Origin of the sequence: Paenibacillus ehimensis NBRC 15659 (assembly GCF_004000785.1) — a bacterium.
In the GTDB taxonomy this organism is placed as follows: domain Bacteria; phylum Bacillota; class Bacilli; order Paenibacillales; family NBRC-103111; genus Paenibacillus_G; species Paenibacillus_G ehimensis.
Window position 1 is genome coordinate 101,613 of the sequence record NZ_BILX01000002.1, and the last position, 18,864, is coordinate 120,476.

Annotated in this window: 19 protein-coding genes; 6 read left to right on the top strand and 13 right to left on the bottom strand. The window is 56.4% G+C overall.

Annotated elements, in window-relative coordinates:
• Positions 1–5: 5 nt before the first annotated feature.
• Genes PEH01S_RS01630 through PEH01S_RS01655 form a run of 6 tightly spaced genes read right to left on the bottom strand, consistent with a single transcriptional unit; the run spans position 6 to position 6,838 of the window.
• Positions 6–971 (bottom strand): ABC transporter ATP-binding protein, encoded by a 966-nt coding sequence (locus PEH01S_RS01630; RefSeq protein ID WP_127483709.1) that lies wholly within the window; start codon positions 969–971, stop codon positions 6–8.
• Entirely contained in the window at positions 968–1,945 is a 978-nt protein-coding gene (locus PEH01S_RS01635; protein ID WP_127483710.1) for an ABC transporter ATP-binding protein, read from the bottom strand. Before PEH01S_RS01635 ends, PEH01S_RS01630 begins: the two co-directional genes overlap by 4 nt.
• 33 nt (positions 1,946–1,978) lie before the next feature.
• On the bottom strand, positions 1,979–3,238 hold the full coding sequence (locus tag PEH01S_RS01640; protein ID WP_127483711.1) for a M20 family metallopeptidase: 1,260 nt from the start codon (positions 3,236–3,238) through the stop codon (positions 1,979–1,981).
• 29 nt (positions 3,239–3,267) lie between these two features.
• A complete protein-coding gene (locus tag PEH01S_RS01645; RefSeq protein WP_025846653.1) occupies positions 3,268–4,857 on the bottom strand; it encodes an ABC transporter substrate-binding protein in 1,590 nt (529 codons plus the stop codon).
• A 44-nt stretch (positions 4,858–4,901) separates the two neighbouring features.
• Positions 4,902–5,780, bottom strand: a complete 879-nt coding sequence (locus tag PEH01S_RS01650) for an ABC transporter permease (protein WP_051570221.1) — start codon at positions 5,778–5,780, stop codon at positions 4,902–4,904.
• A gap of 47 nt (positions 5,781–5,827) precedes the next feature.
• Complete coding sequence (locus PEH01S_RS01655; protein ID WP_025846660.1) at positions 5,828–6,838, bottom strand: ABC transporter permease; 1,011 nt, start codon at positions 6,836–6,838, stop codon at positions 5,828–5,830.
• A gap of 441 nt (positions 6,839–7,279) precedes the next feature.
• Here PEH01S_RS01655 and PEH01S_RS01660 point away from each other — a divergent pair, with 441 nt between their 5' ends.
• Positions 7,280–7,585, top strand: coding sequence for a ferritin-like domain-containing protein (locus tag PEH01S_RS01660; RefSeq protein ID WP_063185333.1), 306 nt, complete (start codon positions 7,280–7,282; stop codon positions 7,583–7,585).
• 24 nt (positions 7,586–7,609) lie between these two features.
• Complete coding sequence (locus PEH01S_RS01665) at positions 7,610–7,954, top strand: spore coat protein (protein ID WP_127483712.1); 345 nt, start codon at positions 7,610–7,612, stop codon at positions 7,952–7,954.
• Between the two features lie 45 nt (positions 7,955–7,999).
• Here the strand turns inward: PEH01S_RS01665 and PEH01S_RS01670 are convergent, their stop codons facing one another.
• Together PEH01S_RS01670 and PEH01S_RS01675 are read right to left on the bottom strand one after the other, a co-directional pair.
• On the bottom strand, positions 8,000–8,830 hold the full coding sequence (locus PEH01S_RS01670; RefSeq protein ID WP_127483713.1) for an undecaprenyl-diphosphate phosphatase: 831 nt from the start codon (positions 8,828–8,830) through the stop codon (positions 8,000–8,002).
• Between the two features lie 138 nt (positions 8,831–8,968).
• A complete protein-coding gene (locus PEH01S_RS01675; protein WP_127483714.1) occupies positions 8,969–9,847 on the bottom strand; it encodes a LysR family transcriptional regulator in 879 nt (292 codons plus the stop codon).
• 129 nt (positions 9,848–9,976) lie between these two features.
• Between PEH01S_RS01675 and PEH01S_RS01680 the strand changes: the two genes are divergently transcribed.
• On the top strand, positions 9,977–10,717 hold the full coding sequence (locus PEH01S_RS01680; protein WP_127483715.1) for an SDR family NAD(P)-dependent oxidoreductase: 741 nt from the start codon (positions 9,977–9,979) through the stop codon (positions 10,715–10,717).
• A 31-nt stretch (positions 10,718–10,748) separates the two neighbouring features.
• On the opposite strand, the gene PEH01S_RS01685 is transcribed toward PEH01S_RS01680, so the two are convergent.
• From PEH01S_RS01685 to PEH01S_RS01695, 3 genes are all read right to left on the bottom strand, one after another.
• On the bottom strand, positions 10,749–11,228 hold the full coding sequence (locus PEH01S_RS01685; RefSeq protein ID WP_127483716.1) for an EVE domain-containing protein: 480 nt from the start codon (positions 11,226–11,228) through the stop codon (positions 10,749–10,751).
• Positions 11,229–11,259: 31 nt separating this feature from the next.
• A complete protein-coding gene (locus PEH01S_RS01690; protein WP_127483717.1) occupies positions 11,260–11,799 on the bottom strand; it encodes a DinB family protein in 540 nt (179 codons plus the stop codon).
• 64 nt (positions 11,800–11,863) lie between these two features.
• Complete coding sequence (locus PEH01S_RS01695) at positions 11,864–12,811, bottom strand: helix-turn-helix transcriptional regulator (RefSeq protein WP_127483718.1); 948 nt, start codon at positions 12,809–12,811, stop codon at positions 11,864–11,866.
• Between the two features lie 219 nt (positions 12,812–13,030).
• Here PEH01S_RS01695 and PEH01S_RS01700 point away from each other — a divergent pair, with 219 nt between their 5' ends.
• The 3 genes from PEH01S_RS01700 (at position 13,031) to PEH01S_RS01710 (ending at position 16,558) form a co-directional block, all read left to right on the top strand.
• A complete protein-coding gene (locus PEH01S_RS01700; RefSeq protein WP_025846675.1) occupies positions 13,031–13,597 on the top strand; it encodes a beta-class carbonic anhydrase in 567 nt (188 codons plus the stop codon).
• Positions 13,598–13,706: 109 nt separating this feature from the next.
• Positions 13,707–15,830 carry a cadherin-like beta sandwich domain-containing protein gene (locus tag PEH01S_RS01705; protein ID WP_127483719.1) on the top strand — a complete coding sequence of 708 codons (2,124 nt, stop codon included), beginning with the start codon at positions 13,707–13,709 and terminating at the stop codon, positions 15,828–15,830.
• Positions 15,831–15,958: 128 nt separating this feature from the next.
• Positions 15,959–16,558: a short chain dehydrogenase gene (locus PEH01S_RS01710; protein ID WP_025846678.1), complete on the top strand. Its 600-nt coding sequence runs from the start codon at positions 15,959–15,961 to the stop codon at positions 16,556–16,558.
• Between the two features lie 20 nt (positions 16,559–16,578).
• Here the strand turns inward: PEH01S_RS01710 and PEH01S_RS01715 are convergent, their stop codons facing one another.
• Both PEH01S_RS01715 and PEH01S_RS01720 read right to left on the bottom strand, forming a co-directional pair.
• The gene (locus PEH01S_RS01715; protein ID WP_036712938.1) at positions 16,579–17,247 is read right to left on the bottom strand and encodes an MgtC/SapB family protein; all 669 of its coding nucleotides are present in this window, start codon (positions 17,245–17,247) and stop codon (positions 16,579–16,581) included.
• A 310-nt stretch (positions 17,248–17,557) separates the two neighbouring features.
• Entirely contained in the window at positions 17,558–18,817 is a 1,260-nt protein-coding gene (locus PEH01S_RS01720; protein ID WP_127483720.1) for a sugar ABC transporter substrate-binding protein, read from the bottom strand.
• Between the last annotated feature and the right edge of the window lie 47 nt (positions 18,818–18,864).

Below are 18,864 nucleotides of genomic sequence, written 5' to 3' on the forward strand. Positions count from 1 at the left end.
ATTTATCATGAATACAAGTGACAAGCCACGCTGCGCCCGGGAGAGACTTCCTTCCATTCAGGGGGGACGCTCCCGCATTCGGGTTTGGCCGCCGGACACCGGGTATGGAACGCGCAGCCGGCCGGGGGGTTTTGCGGATTCGGCACGTCGCCGGTCAAGATGATTCGCTCCCGCTTCATTTCGGGATCGGGTACGGGCAGGGCTGACATCAGCGCCTGCGTGTAAGGATGCAGCGGCTTGTCGTACAGCTCCCGGGTCGGCGCCAGCTCTACCATGCGGCCCAAGTACATCACCCCGACCCGATCGCTGATGAACTTCACGACGGACAGATCGTGGGAAATAAACATGTACGTGAGCGAAAACTGCTCCTGCAGCTCCTGCATCAGATTGAGCACCTGAGCCCGGATGGACACGTCCAAAGCGGATACCGGCTCGTCGCATACGATGAATTTCGGCTTGAGCGCGAGCGCGCGGGCAATCCCGATCCGCTGCCGCTGCCCGCCGGAAAACTCGTGCGGGTAACGGTGGGCATGGTACGAGGACAGTCCCACGACTTCCATCAGCTCCGCTACACGGCGCTTCAGCTCCTCCTCGGGCAGCTTCTCGTGGGTGCGCAGCGGCTCCTCCAGCGTCTGCTGCACGGTCCACCGCGGATCGAGCGAAGCGTACGGGTCCTGGAACACGATTTGCATCTTCGTCCGGAACTTGCGCATGTCTTCCGGCGACAGCTTGCGGACGTCGGTTCCCTCGAAGAAAATATCGCCCTCGGTCGGCTCGATGAGCCGCAGAATCGATCGGCCCGTCGTCGATTTGCCGCAGCCGGATTCCCCGACGATCGCCAGCGTCTCGCCTTTTTCGATGGTCAAGGTGACGCCGTCCACCGCCTTGACGACGCCGACCTGCTTGGAAAATAAGCCTTTGCGGATCGGGTAATGCTTCTTCAGATTGCGGATTTCCAGCAATGCGCTCATAGTTTCCCCTCCTGAACGAGCAGACAGCGGCATTTGTGCCCGGCCTCGACCTCCGTCAGCTGCGGAGGCACGGTATCGCATGCGTCCGTCCGGAAGGCGCAGCGGGGAGCGAACCGGCACCCTGTGGGCATCTCCGCCGGATTCGGCACGCTCCCGGGAATCGGCTCCAGACGGTGCTGCTCGCCCGCAAGCTGCGGCAGGGAAGCCAGCAGCCCCCGGGTGTACGGATGCTTCGGCTGCCGGAACAGCGTCTTCACGTCGGTTTCCTCGACCACCTGCCCGGCATACATCACCACGACCCGCTGGCACGTCTCCGCCACGACGCCAAGGTCGTGGGTAATGAGCAGCACCGCCGTCCCCTGCGCTTCCTGCAGCTCGCGCATCAGGTCCAGAATTTGCGCCTGAATCGTCACATCGAGCGCGGTCGTCGGCTCGTCGGCGATCAGCACCTCGGGGCCGCACGCCATCGCCATGGCGATCATGACCCGCTGCCGCATCCCGCCCGACAGCTGATGCGGATATTCCATGGCGATCTGTTCGGGACGGGGGATGCCCACCTTGGTCAGCATCTCGACCGCTTTGCTCCAGGCTTCCTTCTTGCCAAGCTTCATATGGAAGCGGACCGTCTCGGCGATTTGCGAACCGATCTTGAACACAGGATTGAGCGAAGTCATCGGCTCTTGAAAAATCATCGCCATCTTGTTGCCGCGAATTTTCCGCAGCTCCGCGGCGGACAGGGAGAGCAGGCTTGTGCCGTTATACCGGATATCTCCGCCGGCAATCCGGCTGACCCCCTTGGGAAGCAGTCCCATGATCGACATGGAGGTAACGCTTTTGCCGCAGCCCGATTCGCCGACGACCCCCAAGGTCTCCCCCTTGCGAAGCACCAGATCGACCCCGTCGACCGCCCTCACCACGCCGGAACGAGTGACGAACTCCGTTTGCAGTCCCTGCACCTCTAGTAAAGCGTTCATTGCCCCGTCCTCCTTTCCTGGGTGGCTTACTTGTTAGCTGCCGTCGGTCGTGCCCAAATATTTAATCGCGGTCAACGCGTACACTTTGGCCGCTTGAACGACCTGCCAAACCGGCGCGCGCTCGTTGAAATTATGGATCGTGGACAGCTCCGCCGGCCCGTATTGCAGCACCGGGATCCCGTGATTGCGGAAATGGCGGGCATCGCTCGACGCCCACTGCAGCACCCCGTAAGCTTCCTTCCCGCTGACGTCCGTGATGCTTTCGACCAAATAACGCACAATCTCTTCTGTCGGCGGCGTCCAGTTCGCATTGCCCCGGAACCCGATCGGCTTCAGCTCGGCATCGATTCCCACTTCCAGCAGCAGACGCTTCGCTTCCTTCAAAACATCGCGGTAGTCGATGCCGAACGGCACGCGCGAATCGACTTCGATCGTGCAGCGGTCCGCGACCACGTTCGCTTTCGTCCCGCCGTGAATCGTCCCGATATTGACCGTCACATGATCGTAAACGGCGCTGACATCGGTCGATTCCCGCTCGCGGACATAGTTCTTCGAAATTTCGATAATGTCGCGCATTTCCTCGGGAATGTTCGGCTTCATGTCCGTCAGCCGCTGCAGCACCTCGACCGCTTTGGCCGCCTTGACGATCGCGCTGTCGCCCTTGAACGGCGACAGGCTGCCGTGGCCCGGCGTGCCCTCAACCGTCAATTCGAACCAGCTGCTGCCTTTTTGCCCGATGGTCGGATGCTCTGGCGAGGAAGGCTCGGCGATAACCGCCGCCGTCCCCGTAATCAAGCCCCGTTCCAATACCCACGGAACGCCGAAATGCCCTCCGGTCTCCTCGTCCGGCACGATAAACAAGGACAGCTCGCCCGCCAGCGGCACGCCCAGCCGTTTCAGCAGCGCGGTGACGAAGATCAGCCCGCCCAAGCCGCATTTCATGTCCGAAGCGCCCCGGCCGAGAATATAGCCGTCCTTCACCTCCCCGGCGAAGGGAGGGAAGTCCCAGCGGGACAAGTCGCCCGCCGGTACGACATCGGTGTGCCCGCAGAAAAGCAGGTGCTTGTCGCTCTTCGTCCCCACGGTGGACAGCAGATTGAACATATGCTGCTCCGACTCATGGGCGGTCGTCCCGATTCCGGCTTCCTTCAAGTAGCCGGTAATAAACTTGCTGATGTCGCGGGTATCGCCCGGCGGATTTTCGCTTGGAAATTGAATCAGTTTACAGCACAAGTCTATAAGCTCGTCCTGACGTTTATCGATTTCTTCCAGTACGATTTTTTTCCAATCCATCGCACAGCCTTCCCTTCTCCTTGAAACTGTTACTGCCCCTTGCTCATCGGATAGAAGCGGAGAATTTCATCCGGGTAGTACACGTAGCCCTTCAGGTTCTTGTTCATCCCCACAATGCGGTTGTATTCGTACAGGTACAGCCAAGGCGCGTCCGCCGTAATCAGCTCCTGCGCTTGCTTGTACAGCTCGTTGCGCTTGGCTTGATCCGCTTCGTTGTTCGCTTTCTCCCACAGCTCGTCGACCTTCGCGTTCTTGTAGTTTCCGTAGTTCGAGGTGCCTTTTCCGTACAGCAGGAAGCCCAGATGGTAGCTCGGATCGTTGACGAAAGACGTCCATTTGGAAATATAAGCCGTCAGGTTGCGCTCCCTTTGCATTTGCAGGAATTGGGCGCGCGCGACCTTCTGGATGTTCATCGTCACGCCGATTTTGGCGAATTCGGCCTGCATCAGGACGGCGTCGTCCTCCCAGTCCTGGAAGCCCGATCCAAGCGTGAGGTCGAAGCTGAGCCCGTTCTCGTAGCCGGCTTCTTTCAGCAGCTGCTTCGCTTTGTCCAAGTCGTGCTTATAGATAAATCCGGAATCGGAGTACCCCGGCGTATTGCTTGGCACCGCACTCTTCAACGGCTTGGCCTGATCGTACATGACATCGTGCACCAACTGATCATAAGGAACCGCATACGCAAGCGCTTGTCTGACTTTCACATTGTCGAACGGCTTCTTGGTCGTGTTAAGCGCAAAATACAGAATCCGGTTGCTCGCATCGGACTTGACCGTCAGGTTGGCGTTGTTCTTCAGATCGGCAACGTCCTTCGGAGGAATCTCGATCGCCAGGTCGACATCGCCTTTGCCAAGCAGCATGACCCGGTTCGAAGCTTCCTTCAGAAACTTCATCGTCACTTTGTCCACCTGGGGAGCGCCCTGCCAGTAGTTTTTGTTCGCCGTCATGACGGCTTCCGAAGCCGGGTCCCATTTCTCGATGGTGAACGGACCGGAGCCGGCCGCATTTTTGGCCAAGAAGTCGTTGCCCTTTTCCTTGACCACTTTGTCGTCGAGAATGGAGAAGTTATATAGTGCCAGCATTTGCAGGAACATATGGTTTTCTTTTTCCAGCTGAATGCTGATGGTCTGCGCGTCTTTCACGGTGTAAGCTTTGATGCCGGACAATTGGTAGAGGAAGCTGCCCGCTTTGGAGTTTTTCAGATGATCGAGCGAAAAAGCGACCGAATCCGCCGTGACCGGATTCCCGCTCTGGAACTTGGCGTTCTCCTGCAGCTGGAAGGTGTAAGTCAGCTTATCGTCGGATACCGTCCAGCTTTTGGCCAGCATCGGCTTGATCTCGTCGGTCTTCGCCACCTGCCCGCCGTCCACGGTTTTAACCCCGTACGTTACCAATTGGTCATACGCGGCGACGACCAGCGTGTCGGAGGTCAGATCGCTCGCTTCGGCCGGGTCCATGGTCGTGCCGCCTTCCGAGTAAGCGATCGTAATGATCTTGTCCTTCTTGCTTTGCTCCGGCGCGGCGGAGGCGTCCGGCTTCTGGTTCGCATTCGGGCTGCAGCCCAAGGCCGTCAAGAGCAGTGCGCTTGCGGCAAGTCCGGCTAACCATTGGTGCTTCTTCATGTGTTCTTCCCCCTCAAAGTTGTCAGATGGTCCAGCGTATAAAGTTACTTGCTTGAGCGAAGCCTCGGGTCCAGAACGTCGCGCAGACCGTCGCCAAGCAAATTAAAACCGAGAATCGAAGTGGCGATGGCTAATCCCGGAAAAGTAACGATCCACCAATCGCCGGAAATAATGTAGCCGCGGCCTTCGGAAATCATGGCGCCCCATTCCGCCGTCGGCGGCTTGACTCCGAGCCCGAGGAAATTCAGGCTGGCCGCCGTCAGGATCGCGAAGCCCATGCCAAGCGTTACCCGCACCATGAGCGGAGCCAGGGCGTTGGGAAAAATGTGGCGGAACAAAATGACGGAGTCTTTCAAGCCGATCGCCCGCCCCGCTTCGACGAACTCTTTCTCCCGCAGCGAAATGGTCTGCCCGTGCATCAGCCGCGCGAATTCGGGGACGCCGACGATGCCGACCGCGATCATCGCGCTGGTCAGTCCCGGCCCCATGGAAGCGGCGATCGCCATCGCCAGCACCAGAGAAGGAAAAGCGAGCAGCATGTCCATGATCCGCATGATGATATTGCCGGGCATCCCGCCGTAATAAGCGGCGATCCCGCCCAGCGGAACGCCCACGCAGAAGGAAATCCCCACAGCGATCAGACCGGACCAAATCGTAATTTGCGCTCCGTAGAGCACCCGGCTGAGGATATCCCGGCCGAAATTGTCCGTGCCGAACCAATGCGCCGCGCTCGGGGCCTGCAGCTTGACGGCCGTATTCGTCTCGTTCGGACCATACGGAGCGATGGCCGGCGCAAGCAGAGCCAATACGGACCAGATAACAATAAACGCAAGGCCGACCACGGCCAGCCGGTTGCGAAGCAGCAGTCTGAGCGTCGCCGCCGCCTTGCTGCCTTCCCGCGTCTTCGCCTGAGCGGCCGGAATGGAAGCTGTAAATTTACTCACGTGTCGATCTCTCCTTTCCCCGGCGGTTATTCGTATCGAATTCGCGGATCAATGAATCCGTAGAGCAGGTCCACCGTCAAATTGATGACGCTGTACAAAACGGCGCTGATTAGCGTAAACGCCTGAATGGGCGCATAATCGGTCGCCAGGATGGATTCGGTCACATAGCCGCCGATCCCCGGCCAAGCGAAGATCGTCTCGGTAATGACCGCGCCGCCCAGCAGATAGCCGAACTGCAAGCCGAGTACGGTCAACGTAGGAATCAGCGCGTTCACGAGGGCGTGCTTTAAAATGACGGTGCGTTCGTAAATCCCTTTGGCCCGGGCCGTCCGGATAAAATCCTGTCCGATCACTTCCAGCATGCTGGAGCGCATCATGCGGGCGATGATCGCCATCGTCCCGGTGCTGAGACAGATCGCAGGCAAAATCAGATGTGACAGCGCTTTCTGAAAGGCAATGAAGTCCCCCGAAAGCAAGCTGTCGATCAGGTATAATCCGGTAACATGGGTAGGCGGGTTGATGTCTTCGCCGATGCGGCCCAGCGGCGCCGGGGCCCAGCCTAATTTGGAATAAAAAATGGAGATGAGGATCAATCCGAGCCAGAAGACGGGAACACAGGCTCCGATAAGCGAGAAAATACGCGAAATGTGGTCGACGGCCGATTCTTTCTTCGTAGCGGCGATAATACCGACGGGAACGGCGACGAGGACGGCAATGATGAAGCTCGCAATAGTCAGCTCCAGCGTGGCGGGGAACCGTGTGGCAAAATCGCCGAGCACCGTATTGCCCGTATGCCAGGCCAGTCCGAAATCCCCTTGCAGCAGCTGCTTGACGTAATCGATAAATTGCACATAGAGCGGATCGTTCAGCCCCATTTCTTGACGAATTTTCTCGACCACGGCCGGAGGGGCTTGTTCGCCTGCCAGCATCACCGCCGGATCGCCGGGCAGGACTCGCGAGATAATGAATGTAATGAGCGCGATGCCGATCAGCCCCGGAATCATGAACACGATTCGCCGAAGGATGTAGTTAACCACCATCTCTTACCCCCTTTTTGTAAAAAAATCAGTAACGGCATAGCGGCTCTGGTACGCCTGGAAGGAAAGGTTCATGCAGCGCCGTCGTTCATCCCAAACGGGGCTCCCCGCGTCACTTCCGGGCTCCATGACGATGGAAGCTTATAAGTCGTCCCTCCCTTTTTGTACCGATTATCGGTACAGTGGTTCTTTTTTAAATTTTTTGTTAATTTTGATTATACTCACTTTTCTTAAAAAATCAATCGTTTTTCACAGCTTTTTTGACTGCCTATGTAAGTTAAGGTGACACAAAAATTTACCAAGGTACAAAAAATCAGCCCTACGGGACCGTTTTCGATCCTGTAAGGCTGCAGCTTATCTCCATTTTCCGCCAAGCATATTCGGCCCTGAATAGCTCATTCTATACCATGTACGCCAATTCACCAGAAAAGGAGCGAACTTATGCCAGCGACGATGACCCCTCCCGCTCAGCAGACGCAGCCGCCGATTCCCGTTCCGCCGCGCGTGATTACCACGAAAGATTTGCTCTACCTGAAGGATGCGCTGTCTTGGGAGCTCTCGGCCTTCAAGAAATTTCATTTTTTTGCCCAGCAGGCGACGAATCCGCAAATCAAGCAGGCGCTCGACAAAGCCGGGCAGATGCATCAGCGCCATTATGAAAAGCTGCTTACGCATCTGCAAGTGAACAACACCGCCGCTATGGCCAACCTGCCCCGTCCGCAGCAGTCGCAGCAGGCGTCCCAATAATTCCAAGCAAGGAGGATGCACCCGATGCCAGGCCAGCAAGCCCAAAACCCTAATGAAATCGGCAACCCGCAATCCGGACAGCTGCCGCAGGTCAAAGGACCGGAGATGAACGACCGCGACTTCCTTAATGACGGACTTGCCACATGCAAATTATTGACCGACAATTTCAACGTGGCCGTCCGCGAGGCCAGCCACGAGCAGCTTCATGCCGATATGCTCCAAATTTTGACGGAAACGCATCAAAGCGCACGCGACCTGTTCAACCTGATGTTCCAGAACGGCTGGTACAAGCTCGAGGCCGAGGAGCAGCAGAAGATTCAGCAAGCGCAGCAGCAGTTTAGCGGCTATTCCTCGCAGTTCCCTTATTAAGTGATAGGAAGGCTCCTGCCTTTTGCGGCGGGAGCCTGTTTTTGTCTACAGGAATACAAAATAGATCAGAGCGGCAAGCGCCAAGCGGTAGATGGCGAAAGGAACAAGCTTGATGCGCTGAATCAGCTTCAAGAAGAATTGGATCGATAGCAGCGCAAAGACGAACGCGCTGATCATGCCGACGGCACAGAAGGAAATCACGTCAGGGGTAAAATATTCCCAATGCTTCAAAAGCGAAAAGAAGCTGACGCCGGCCATGACCGGTACGGCCATAATGAAGGTGAAATCCGCTGCCGCGCGGTGGCTCACCCCCATCAGGATGCCCCCCGAGATCGTCGATCCCGAGCGGGAAAATCCCGGCCACATGGACAAGCATTGAAATAAGCCGACGGCGAAAGCTTGCTTGTAGGTCAGTTGATCGACGGTTTCCGTCTTCGGCTTGCTCGGCCGGAGCCACTCCGCCGCGAGCATCAGCACGGCTCCCGCCACCAGTCCGATAACGACCGTTTCGGTGGAAAACAGGTAAGTATCGATGTAATCGTCCAGCAGCAAGTACAATATCCCCGCCGGAAGGAGCCCGACCAGTATCTGCAGCAGGTTCAAGCGCGGCCCGGTAGCGGTCTGTCCCTGACTTTTACGAAGTCCGAGCAGGTCCATGAAGCGGTCCCACATCAGAACGACGACCGCCAGAATGGAGCCCAGCTGGATCACGATCTTGAACGCGACGGCGGCCTCCGGTGAAAACATGCGCTTCGTTTGAAACAAGAAATCGTCCACGATAATCATGTGCCCGGTAGACGAAACCGGAACAAACTCGGTCATTCCCTCGACCAACCCAAGAATTAACGCGACAAAAGCATCCCATAAAACGAACAATTCAAATCACTCCCGCCAGTACTGTTTTCGAGTGCCACTGGACTTCAGTATAGGCAGGAGAGTTTAAATGCCTCTTATCCGGTTCTTAACTGTTTCTTAAAGAACGCCGGTCGGGAGCGTGCTCCGCCCGCAAGCCCTCTACCGGAGCTCTTGCTTGAGAAATTGATACAGCTTCGCCCCCGCCAGCTTCAGAGGAACCTCCGACGTTTTGCAGAGCAAGCCGAAGGTCATCTCTATGAGATCGCCGCTTATCGCCCGGGCCGTCGTTCCTTCCGGCAGCGAATCAACGGTAATCTTCGGCACCAAGGCGATGCCTAGCCCGCCGGCGACATAATATTTCAATGCGTTCATGCTGCCAATTTCCATCGTGTTTAACGGCATGCCCCCGGCATCCTGCATGACCATCTCAAGCTTCCGCCGATACGGACAGGTGGTTGAAGTGATAAGCAGCGGATATTCCCGGATCTGATCCGGTTCCACGACCTCCTGCTTCGCCAGCGGGTGGTCTTCGGGCATCAATACGAGAAACGACTCTTTGAACAAAGGCTCGAAGTAGAGCTCGGCTCCCAGATCCGGCGCAGAGCAGAGAGCCAGATCGATGTCGCCTTGAAGAAGCCGCTCGCTCAACGCCCGCGTACCCGCGAACTCCACCGCAATGCGAATCTTCGGATAGAGGGTTAGAAACTTCTTCAAAACGGCCGGCAGCCGGTAGCTTGCCGTCGGCTCCGTCACACCCAACCGAAGGCTTCCCGCCATGCCCCATTGCAGCTCGGCCATATTGTGCTGCACCCGCTCCATGTCTCGGACGATAGGCAGACTTTGTTCGTAGAGCAGCCGGCCCGCTTCGGTTAGCCGGATTTTCTTCCCGCGCTCGATCAGTTGAACGCCCAAGTCGGACTCCAGCTTCTGCATCTGCATCGTGACGGTAGACTGGGCATAATTCATTTCTTCCGCGGCGCGGATAAAGCTGCCGTGATGCACGATCGTCTGAAAGGTTTTTAGCATTTTCAGGTCCATTCTCATCCCTCACGCTATCGAATTCAATTTTTATGAACTTTGAATTCACTTAATTCAATTATACAGAATGTGATTCCTGCCGTACAATTCAGGTATATCAAGCAGTGAAGGATAAGGAGGGCATTTTCGATGAATTTGCGTAATAAAGTAGCACTGGTGACGGGCGGAGGTACGGGAATCGGGAGAGCGGCCTGTCTTGCATTGGCTGAACGGGGAGCGGCGGTTATCGTGAATTATTCGCGATCCGCTGCCGACGCGGAGGAAACGGTTCAGCGCATTAAGGACATAGGCGGACAAGCGGCAGCGATCCGGGCCGACGTCTCCCAAGACCGCGAGGTGCGGCATATGGTCGATCAGGCAGTCCGGCAGTTCGGGACCGTGGATCTGCTCGTAAATAATGCCGGGATCACCCGGCATCTTTCGATGGAGGATCTGGAAGCGGCAACGGACGAGGTATGGGACGAGCTCTATGGCGTCAATGTGAAGGGAATGTTTTTCTGCGCGAGAGCCGTAGCTCCTTTTATGAAAAGCAGCAAGCAGGGCGCCATCGTGAATGTAGGCAGCATCGCCGGGATCACCGGATTAGGCTCTTCGCTTCCGTATGCCGTATCGAAAGCGGCCGTTCACGGCCTGACGAAATCGTTGGCACGCGCCCTGGCGCCGTATATCCGCGTCTCCTGCATCGTTCCCGGAGCTGTCGCGACCCGGTGGTGGGACGGCAAGGAAGAGCAAATGAAGCGGCTGGCCCCGCAGCTATTGCTGCAGCGCATTTCCACGCCCGAGGATATCGCCCGCATGATCTGCGCCGCCTTGGAGCAGGAGGCCATGACCGGCCAGATCATTACGGTGGACAGCGGACAGACGCTGTAACGGGAGTCCGGGGCAAAGGTCCCGCGGCTCTTCATCCCTTGGCCGGGGCCGCCGGAGCGGTAATTAACGCCTCGCCCAGCATCGCCCCGGCAATTGCCAGAAAATCCTCCCGTGGGACCTCAAAATGGCCCGTACGGAGCTTATACCCCCAATGCCGGTTCCCGCGCGTGAAGCTGAGCCTTTCCAAGAGGCCTGCGATTTTCACTTCCTTGCAAGGAAAATAGCGGACATCCCGGCGGAACGGCACGAAGGAGTCGGACATCCGGTACTCGTAAACCCGGTCGTCCGCCACCCGCCCGATGGCGGTAAAGGATTGCAGCGGCTCCCCATCCTTCATGTCCGTACGCGGAGAATAATAAATGAGCCAGTCACCGGGGCGCATCCTCCGGAGCGGCGCAGACTTGCCATGGCACAGCTGGGCGAACCCGCCCTGCACGCCCCGGCTTACATGGGAAGCGGAGACGACGCCGATCCAGTAGCGCTCTTGCCCGGGAACCGATCCGTCCGGCATTTGTCATTCCTCCTGTTCATTTTCGCCGAATCTAGACGTTTTGTGGGAGCGCTTGTTTCAAGCGGTCCTTCTGCAGAAGATGGTGGCGGTAATGCATTTCGACGAGCCTAAACCATTCTTCCGCGTTCAATCCCCCAAATCGCGGATGAGCGACAGTATGGTGCAGCGGCGCATTTTCCAGCTTGGATGCCATCTTGTTCATTCGGCGCACGACCGATTTCAGTCCTTCGACAAGCTGCTCTTTGCTTTCGGGCTGCTGTGGCGTATATTGCGGCGAAGGCGGAACCTGGATGCGCACCGGCGGCAAGCTTCCTTGCTCGAACACCGCCTTCCCTACGTCCGTCTTTTCGCCTGCGGAGACGGCGTCATCCCCGCTCGGCTTCAAGCAGCGTTCCGCGTTGGCAAGCTGCATGTACAATGCGGCGTTAATCAAATGCTGGTACATTTGTCCAAGCGACCATTCGTTCTCTCCCGGCTGCCGCTTCAACCGCTCCATACCAAAGCCTTCCAGTTCCTGAATGTAATGCTCCGTTATTTCCTCAAACCGCTGCAAAATTTCCGCTGTCTTCATCGTTTATCCAGCTCCTTTTCATCATCTGCTCTTACTATACAAAAGCGCTACTGACAACAGTATGTCAGTAGCGCTTCAACATCTTTTCGGCTTCCTGCCGGACCCGGATCTTCAGCGCCTCCGGCTCCAGTACCACGACATTCGCGCCCCAACCGAGCACCCAATGCAGCAGCTCCTCGGGCTGTCGGACGCGAAACGTGATGACCAGGCCTTCCTTCCGATCCTCGAAGGCTTCCAGGTAAAAGCCGCACGTTTCCTTCACCCGATCCACGATCACCGGACTTGCCAGAATACGCACGTACACGTTCCGGTCATCGGCAGGCAAGTAATCCTGCAATTGAAAGTCCGGGGGAAACGAGAACGGGTCTTCCAGAACGGCCAGGCCGCTCATTCGGGACAGCCGGAAATGGCGAAGCTCCTGCCGCAGCTCGCAATGCGCGATCAAGATCCAGGAGCCGCGGACAAGGATTAGACCGTAAGGGGCGACCGTGCGGTCGCTGTGGCGGTCTCTGTCGATTTCCGGCCTGTTTTTGGAATAACGGAACCTGACCTTCCTCTGCTCCAGTATCGCTTGCCGCAGCGCTTCCAAGTACTGCTTCTCCGGCCCGCCGATCGGCGCTTCTCCCGCAGCCAGCAGCCGCATCGTCGCGCGGACCCGGGACGCCTCGCTGCGGACGCTCTCCGGCAAGACGGCTTCGATTTTGCCCCGGGCGCTCTGCGCCTTCGCCCCATACCTCGCATCAAATTTTTGTTCGACAAAGTCCGTTCCGATCAGCAGCGCCACCGCTTCTTCTACCGTAAAGCTCACCGGAGGCAAAAAATACCCTTCCATTAAGGAATACCCCTGCCCCGGAGCGCCGACAACCGGAACCCCCGCCTCGCTAAGCGCTTGAATGTCCCGGTAGATGGTCCGCGTACTTGTCTCGAAGCGGGCCGCCAAATCCTCCGCCCGCAGCACCCCTCTGCGCTGCAATTCAATGACAATGGCTAACAAACGATCCGTTTTATTCATCTCTGCCGCCTCCTCTCCTACGGGATCGAATCGGATGATTTCGCCGAAGCCTTATTTGTTATCATCATATTATTACAATTACCCGATGACAAACATAAACATTTTTGGGGCCCGTCCCTCTCCGCATGGAAGTTAAACAGATTTTTACTATTCATGATCCTCCATTTGATGCTAGACTTAAACATAAGAATTTGACGTGCGACAAGGAGGTTACACACGATGTCAATTGTTCCAAGCTTACTGGAGTTCAACAAGAAATTCGTTGCGGAGAAACGGTATGAAGATTACTTAACGGACAAATATCCCGATAAAAAGGTCGCCGTGCTGACCTGCATGGATACGCGTCTCAGCGAGCTGCTTCCGAAGGCGCTGGGCTTCAAGAACGGAGATGCAAAGTTCATCAAAAATGCGGGCGCGATTCTAACCCAGCCGTTCGGCAGCGCCATGCGCAGCCTTCTGGTCGCTGTCTACGAGCTGGGCGCGCGCGAGGTGATCGTGATCGGACACCACGGCTGCGGCATGACAGAGATTGATCCGGCGCGTATGGTGAATAAATTCACGGAGCATGGCATCGATCCGTTAGTGATCGAGACGCTTGAAAATTCCGGCATCCGCATGGAAAAGTTTTTGCGCGGCTTTAGCTGTGCGGAGGAAGGCGTAATGCACAGCGTCAAAATGATCCGCAGACACCCGCTCTTCCCCAAAGGGATCCCTGTTCACGGCTTCGTGATGGACCCGGAGACCGGGGCGATCGAGGTCATTGTCGAGGACTACAGGGAAGGCTGACCCGTTCGGGCATTGAAACCTCCTGCTTACCTAAGCATCCGACACGCGGCAGCAAGAACGCCATACCTTTTTTTACCATGGCGGTTATCATCATGAAGGAGGACGTTTTGTGCGAATCGCAAAGCTTTTGATGATCATTTTCACAGCCATGATGTTTATTGTTGTATTTCCCTGGCATGCGCGGGCGGCGGCTAGCGATGCAAATGCCGATCTGACGAGTATTCATCAGGGCGCAGGCGCGCTTACGCCCGCTTTTTCACCGTCCGTGACGGAATATTGGCTGAAGATGCGCAGCTCGGAACAAGGCTTCTACACGGCCGCCATCCCTGCGAATGCCGGGGCGACGATGGCGTACGCGATGAACGGAAGCGCCTGGATCACGCTGCCCGAAAATACGTCAACCGGCTATATCGCGACGAACCGGGGAGAGAATACGTTTCAAATCAAAGTCACCTCAGCCGATTCGTCAACGGTGAAGACGTACACGATCCATGTGTATTTTCCGGCGACGAACGATGCGGATTTGAGCGACTTGCGTATAAGCGGGGTGGCGTTAAATCCGGCATTCCAGCCTTCAAGGACGAGTTATACGGCAAGCGTCCCTTACACGACCAGCAGCCTGTCGCTCACCGGGATGCTCGACGACCGCGCCGCCACCTTCGTCGTTAATGGAACGTTGGCAGCCGACGGAACCGCATTCGGCCCCATTCCTTTGAACGTCGGGAGCAATACGATCACCGTACATACGACATCGTATGATGGAACAGCCAATAAAACGTATACGATAACGGTCATGCGGGCCGAACCTGGCACGAATTCGCAGCTGAGCGCCTTAAGCGTATCCGGGAGCACGTTAAGTCCGCCTTTTCAACCGGATCTTCTGGGATATGTTCTGGCGGATGTCGGCTATGCGACCCGAGAAATGACGGTCACGCCGACGGCGGCCGATTCCGCGGCGACCGTGCAGCTCCGCGTTAACGAAGGAGACTTCATCACGGTTAGCAGCGGCTTGCCCAGCCAGCCGATTGCCCTGAACGTCGGAGGCAACCGCATCCAAGTCAAAGTGACCGCGGAAGACGGAACGGCAGCGACGACCTATACGATGACCGTGAAGCGGCAAAGCAACAACGCGTGGTTAAGCGGGCTGGACGTGGCCCCGGGAACCCTGAACGAACCGTTCGCGTACGACAGGCTGGCCTATACGATGGCGAACGTCCCGTACGCTACGTCCAGCTTGGCCGTAACGCCCGCGTTATCCGATGCGAACGCCTCCGTCTACGTTCGCGCCAACGGAGGAAGCTACAAGCCCGCGGCGAGCGGCTCCCCGGCTATCCTGCCTCTGACCGTGGGCAGCAATACGCTGGAGATCAAGGTATTGGCCGAGGACCCGTCCGAGGAAAAGATATACACACTCACGGTAACGAGATTGAAGAATAGCGGCGCCAGCTTGTACGGCTTATCTGTTTCGCCGGGACACCTTGACTTTTCCAGCCAGGTGACCGACTATTCCTTAACGGTAAGCCGGTCCGTCTCATCGCTCACGGTGAAGCCCGTTTTGCCGGACAGCAGCCGGGGTGCTGCGATTCAAGTCCGAATCAACGGCGGCAGCTACGTTCCCGTTCAGAGCGGCATGAACAGTCCGTCGCTGCCCTTGATTTCCGGCGTACCCAATGTCATCGAAGTGCTGGTGACCGCGCAGGACGGGACGACAACCCGGTTGTACACCATTCGCGTGTCTCAAGCCGGAACGCCGGTGCTGACGAAGCTGGTCATGGACGGGATGAACGTGCGGCTGACCTTTTCCGAGCCGCTGCGGTCCGTCGCGGATGCGACCTACTTCAGCGTCACCAATATGAGCCGCAACGCCGCGCTGTCGGTAACCGATGTCATCTACACGCCGGGAGCCGCTGAAGCAGGCTTCACCGCAAGCGGCCCGCTGCAGCCGGGGGATGAGCTGGAATTCCGTATCCAGGCCGGCGCCGTAAGCAGCTTTAGCGGGGAGACGAACGCGGCCGTAAACCTCAAGGCTGTCTACGGAGACGCCATGCAGCAAATGCTGCGCAGACTGGCCGATCTCGATACCGACCATGACGGGATTGGCATCCGCGAGGTTCTGGCTTATTTGAACTCGCCGTATGGGCACAATGACTTGAACGGAGACGGTCAATTTACCCGCGAAGATGTGGCGATCGTATTAAGACAGATTGGAACCAAATTCGTCTCGCCGACTTAAGCGCGCGAAGCAGCCGTTCCCCGGCATCGGGGTACGGCTGCTTTTTTTGATCATCCGAAGCATTCATTGAACCGGAAACAAGGCCGTGGTAAAATCGGTGTCAATACGATTTGAAAGGCGGTTACCTGATGAGAATATTAGTTGTTGGCGCAACGGGAACGCTCGGCAAAGCTGTCGTCGACAGATTGAAGGATAAGCACGAGATTATAAAAGCGGCGCGGAGCGGCGGCGATGTGACCGTAGATATGACATCAACGGAGAGCATCGCGGCGATGTACGAAGCGGTAGGAAAAGTCGATGCGGTCGTTGTCACGGCAGGAAGCGCCAAGTTTCTTCCTTTAACCGCTATGACCCCGGACGATAATCAGGTGGCCATCGACGGCAAGCTCAAAGGCCAGATCAATATCGTTCTGCTGGGATTGGATTATGTAAATGACGGCGGCAGCTTTACGCTGGTATCAGGCATTTTGATGGACGACCCTATCCCGCAAGGAGCCTCTGCCGCTATGGCCAACGGCGCCATCCGGGCCTTCGTCAAGTCGGCTGCGATTGAAATGCCGCGGGGCATCCGGATTAACACCGTCAGTCCGAATGTGCTGGAAGAATCGTGGAACGATTATGCCGATTATTTCGCCGGGTTCGTGCCCGTTCCCGCCAGCAAAGCGGCCGCTGCGTATCAGAAGAGCATCGAAGGCAAGCAGACCGGCCAGTGCTACGAAGTGTATTAAGGCCGGATGCGTTAATTAGGCTATGCGGTAATGGTTTCTACCTCCACGGCAAAGATGTGCCGCATCTTCTTTAACGTATAATAGACCGTTGTCGTACGCATCTTGGACGAAGCGGATACGACGATCTGCATTTGACGCTTGCCGTCGCTTAAATCCTTAATCTTGATATGCTTGACCTTCATCGAATTTTGTTCGATTTCGTCGATCAGCTTGGTCATTTCGTCATTTTCCCGAACCACGATGTTGATCGACAAATCGCGCTCGCTCAGCTTGCTCGGACCTAACAGCTTGAATAGCGCAGGAACAAAATTAATAGCTGTAATGATGAGGATTGCTGCGCACCCCGCTTCGAGATAGTAGCCGGCTCCCGTCGCAATGCCAAGTGCGGATGCGGCCCAGACCATCGCGGCGGTCGTGAGACCCGAGATCACGTCGTTGCTGCGTCTAAGGATAACCCCGGCGCCAATAAAGCCGACCCCGCTGACGATTTGGGCGGCCAGGCGCATCGGATCCATATTCGTGTGTCCGGGGATCGAATATTGTTGTACCGACTTGATCGAAACAAGAGTGATCAAACAGCTCGCTACGGAAATGACCATACTTGTCTTCATCCCAAGCGGCTTATGCTTGAGTTGACGATCCAAGCCGATCAATAAACCGAGCAGCAGCGCGATCGCCATCTTAACCATGGAGTCATAAACGTCCAATCTTTCCGCCCCCTTGCCGCTACATTAAAATAAGGGGGGAAGCTCCCCCCTAGAGCTTGTTGGGAAAGTGGGCAATTGAGGAAATAGAGGTTACGAGGGGGCGGGGTATCCACTTCCGACCGCTGTTGTCCTCGGGAAATTTGATTGGAAGCCGCTTAGTAGCGGACATTTCCCGAGGACAAAGGCGGCCGCTATCGCTTCTCCAGTGGATACCCCACCTCCGTATGCATCTCTATTTTCGTAAAAGCCCACTTTCCCAGCAGCCAGAAAGGGGGGAAACTCCCCCCTGACGTTATTTTTTCTCGTAGTCCGCTTTCGCTTTTTGAATCAAGGCCGCGTATTTGTTCAACGTTTCTTTCACATCTTTCTTATCCATCACGACTTCGCTGAGCGCCCCGTTGATCGCTTTGTTCACCTCAGCCCAATAAGGAACGTTGGATAGAGGCTGGGCTACTTTCAAGCCTTCTTGAGCCGCATCGAAATACGGTTTTTGCCAATCCTCCACCACCCCATAGACGTCGCTTCGGAACGACGGCCAGCCGAGCTTGGAAATCAGCAGCTCCTGAACCTCTTTGGACATCAGATATTCCATGAACTTCACGGCCAATTCCTTATTCGGAGAGCCTGCCGGAATACCGATGACTTCTCCGCCCAATGTTTTGACGGCGCCTTTCGGCCCGCTGTAGCCGGAATACGCTTTAATTTCTTTCTTCCCGCCGTCCTTCACAATCACATTCACGCCAAACGGCCAGTTCGGGGCATAATACACCGATTCCTTCGCCAAAAATCCGTTCGTCGCGCTGAAGCTGGCTTTCAGCGTATCTTCGGATAAATAAGGCCAGAGCTGCTGCAGGAACGTAAAGGCCTTGATCGTTCCCTCATCATTCAGTACCAGCGGATCGCCGCCGGCTTGCCGGATAAATTCGACGATCTCGATGACATCGCCCGAAAGCTTGATTTTCAAGGCCAGCCGGCCGATGCCTTCCTTTTCCTTCAGCGTCTTGGCGACGTTCAACAGCTCCTCCCAGGTTTTCGGGGGCTGCAATCCGTACTGCTTGAATTTATTTTCGTTGTAATAGTTAATTTCCACATTCGGCCGGTACGGCATGAAATACGTTTTGCCTTCGAATTCCCCGGCTTCCACCAGCTTTCCGATCGCTTCCTGCGGAATTCGGGCTTTATAAGAGCTCAGGTCTTCGACCAAGCCCTTCGACACGAGCGCCGCCGTATTGTTGACATCCTGCGCAATGAGATCGATCTCGGCCTTTCCGGCCAGCTTCATCGCCTCCAGCTTCTTCACGACGTCCTTCGCTTCGACCTGAATCGCTTCCACCTTCGCGTTATTCTCTTTTTCAAACTTGGGGAGAACATCGCTGCGCATGACAGACCATTCTTCTTCGCTTAACGCCATCGTCACCCGCAGCGTTTTCGCTTCGGCCGGCGCGGCCGCACCCTTCTCCTTGCCTTCTTTGTCGGCGCACCCCGCAATCACACCTGCCGTCATCGTTGAAACCAAACCTACCGTCAATAGCTTTTTCACAGACCCATTCATGTTGAAATTCCCCCCAGATGGTATTGGCTTTTATGTTATCCAAGGAA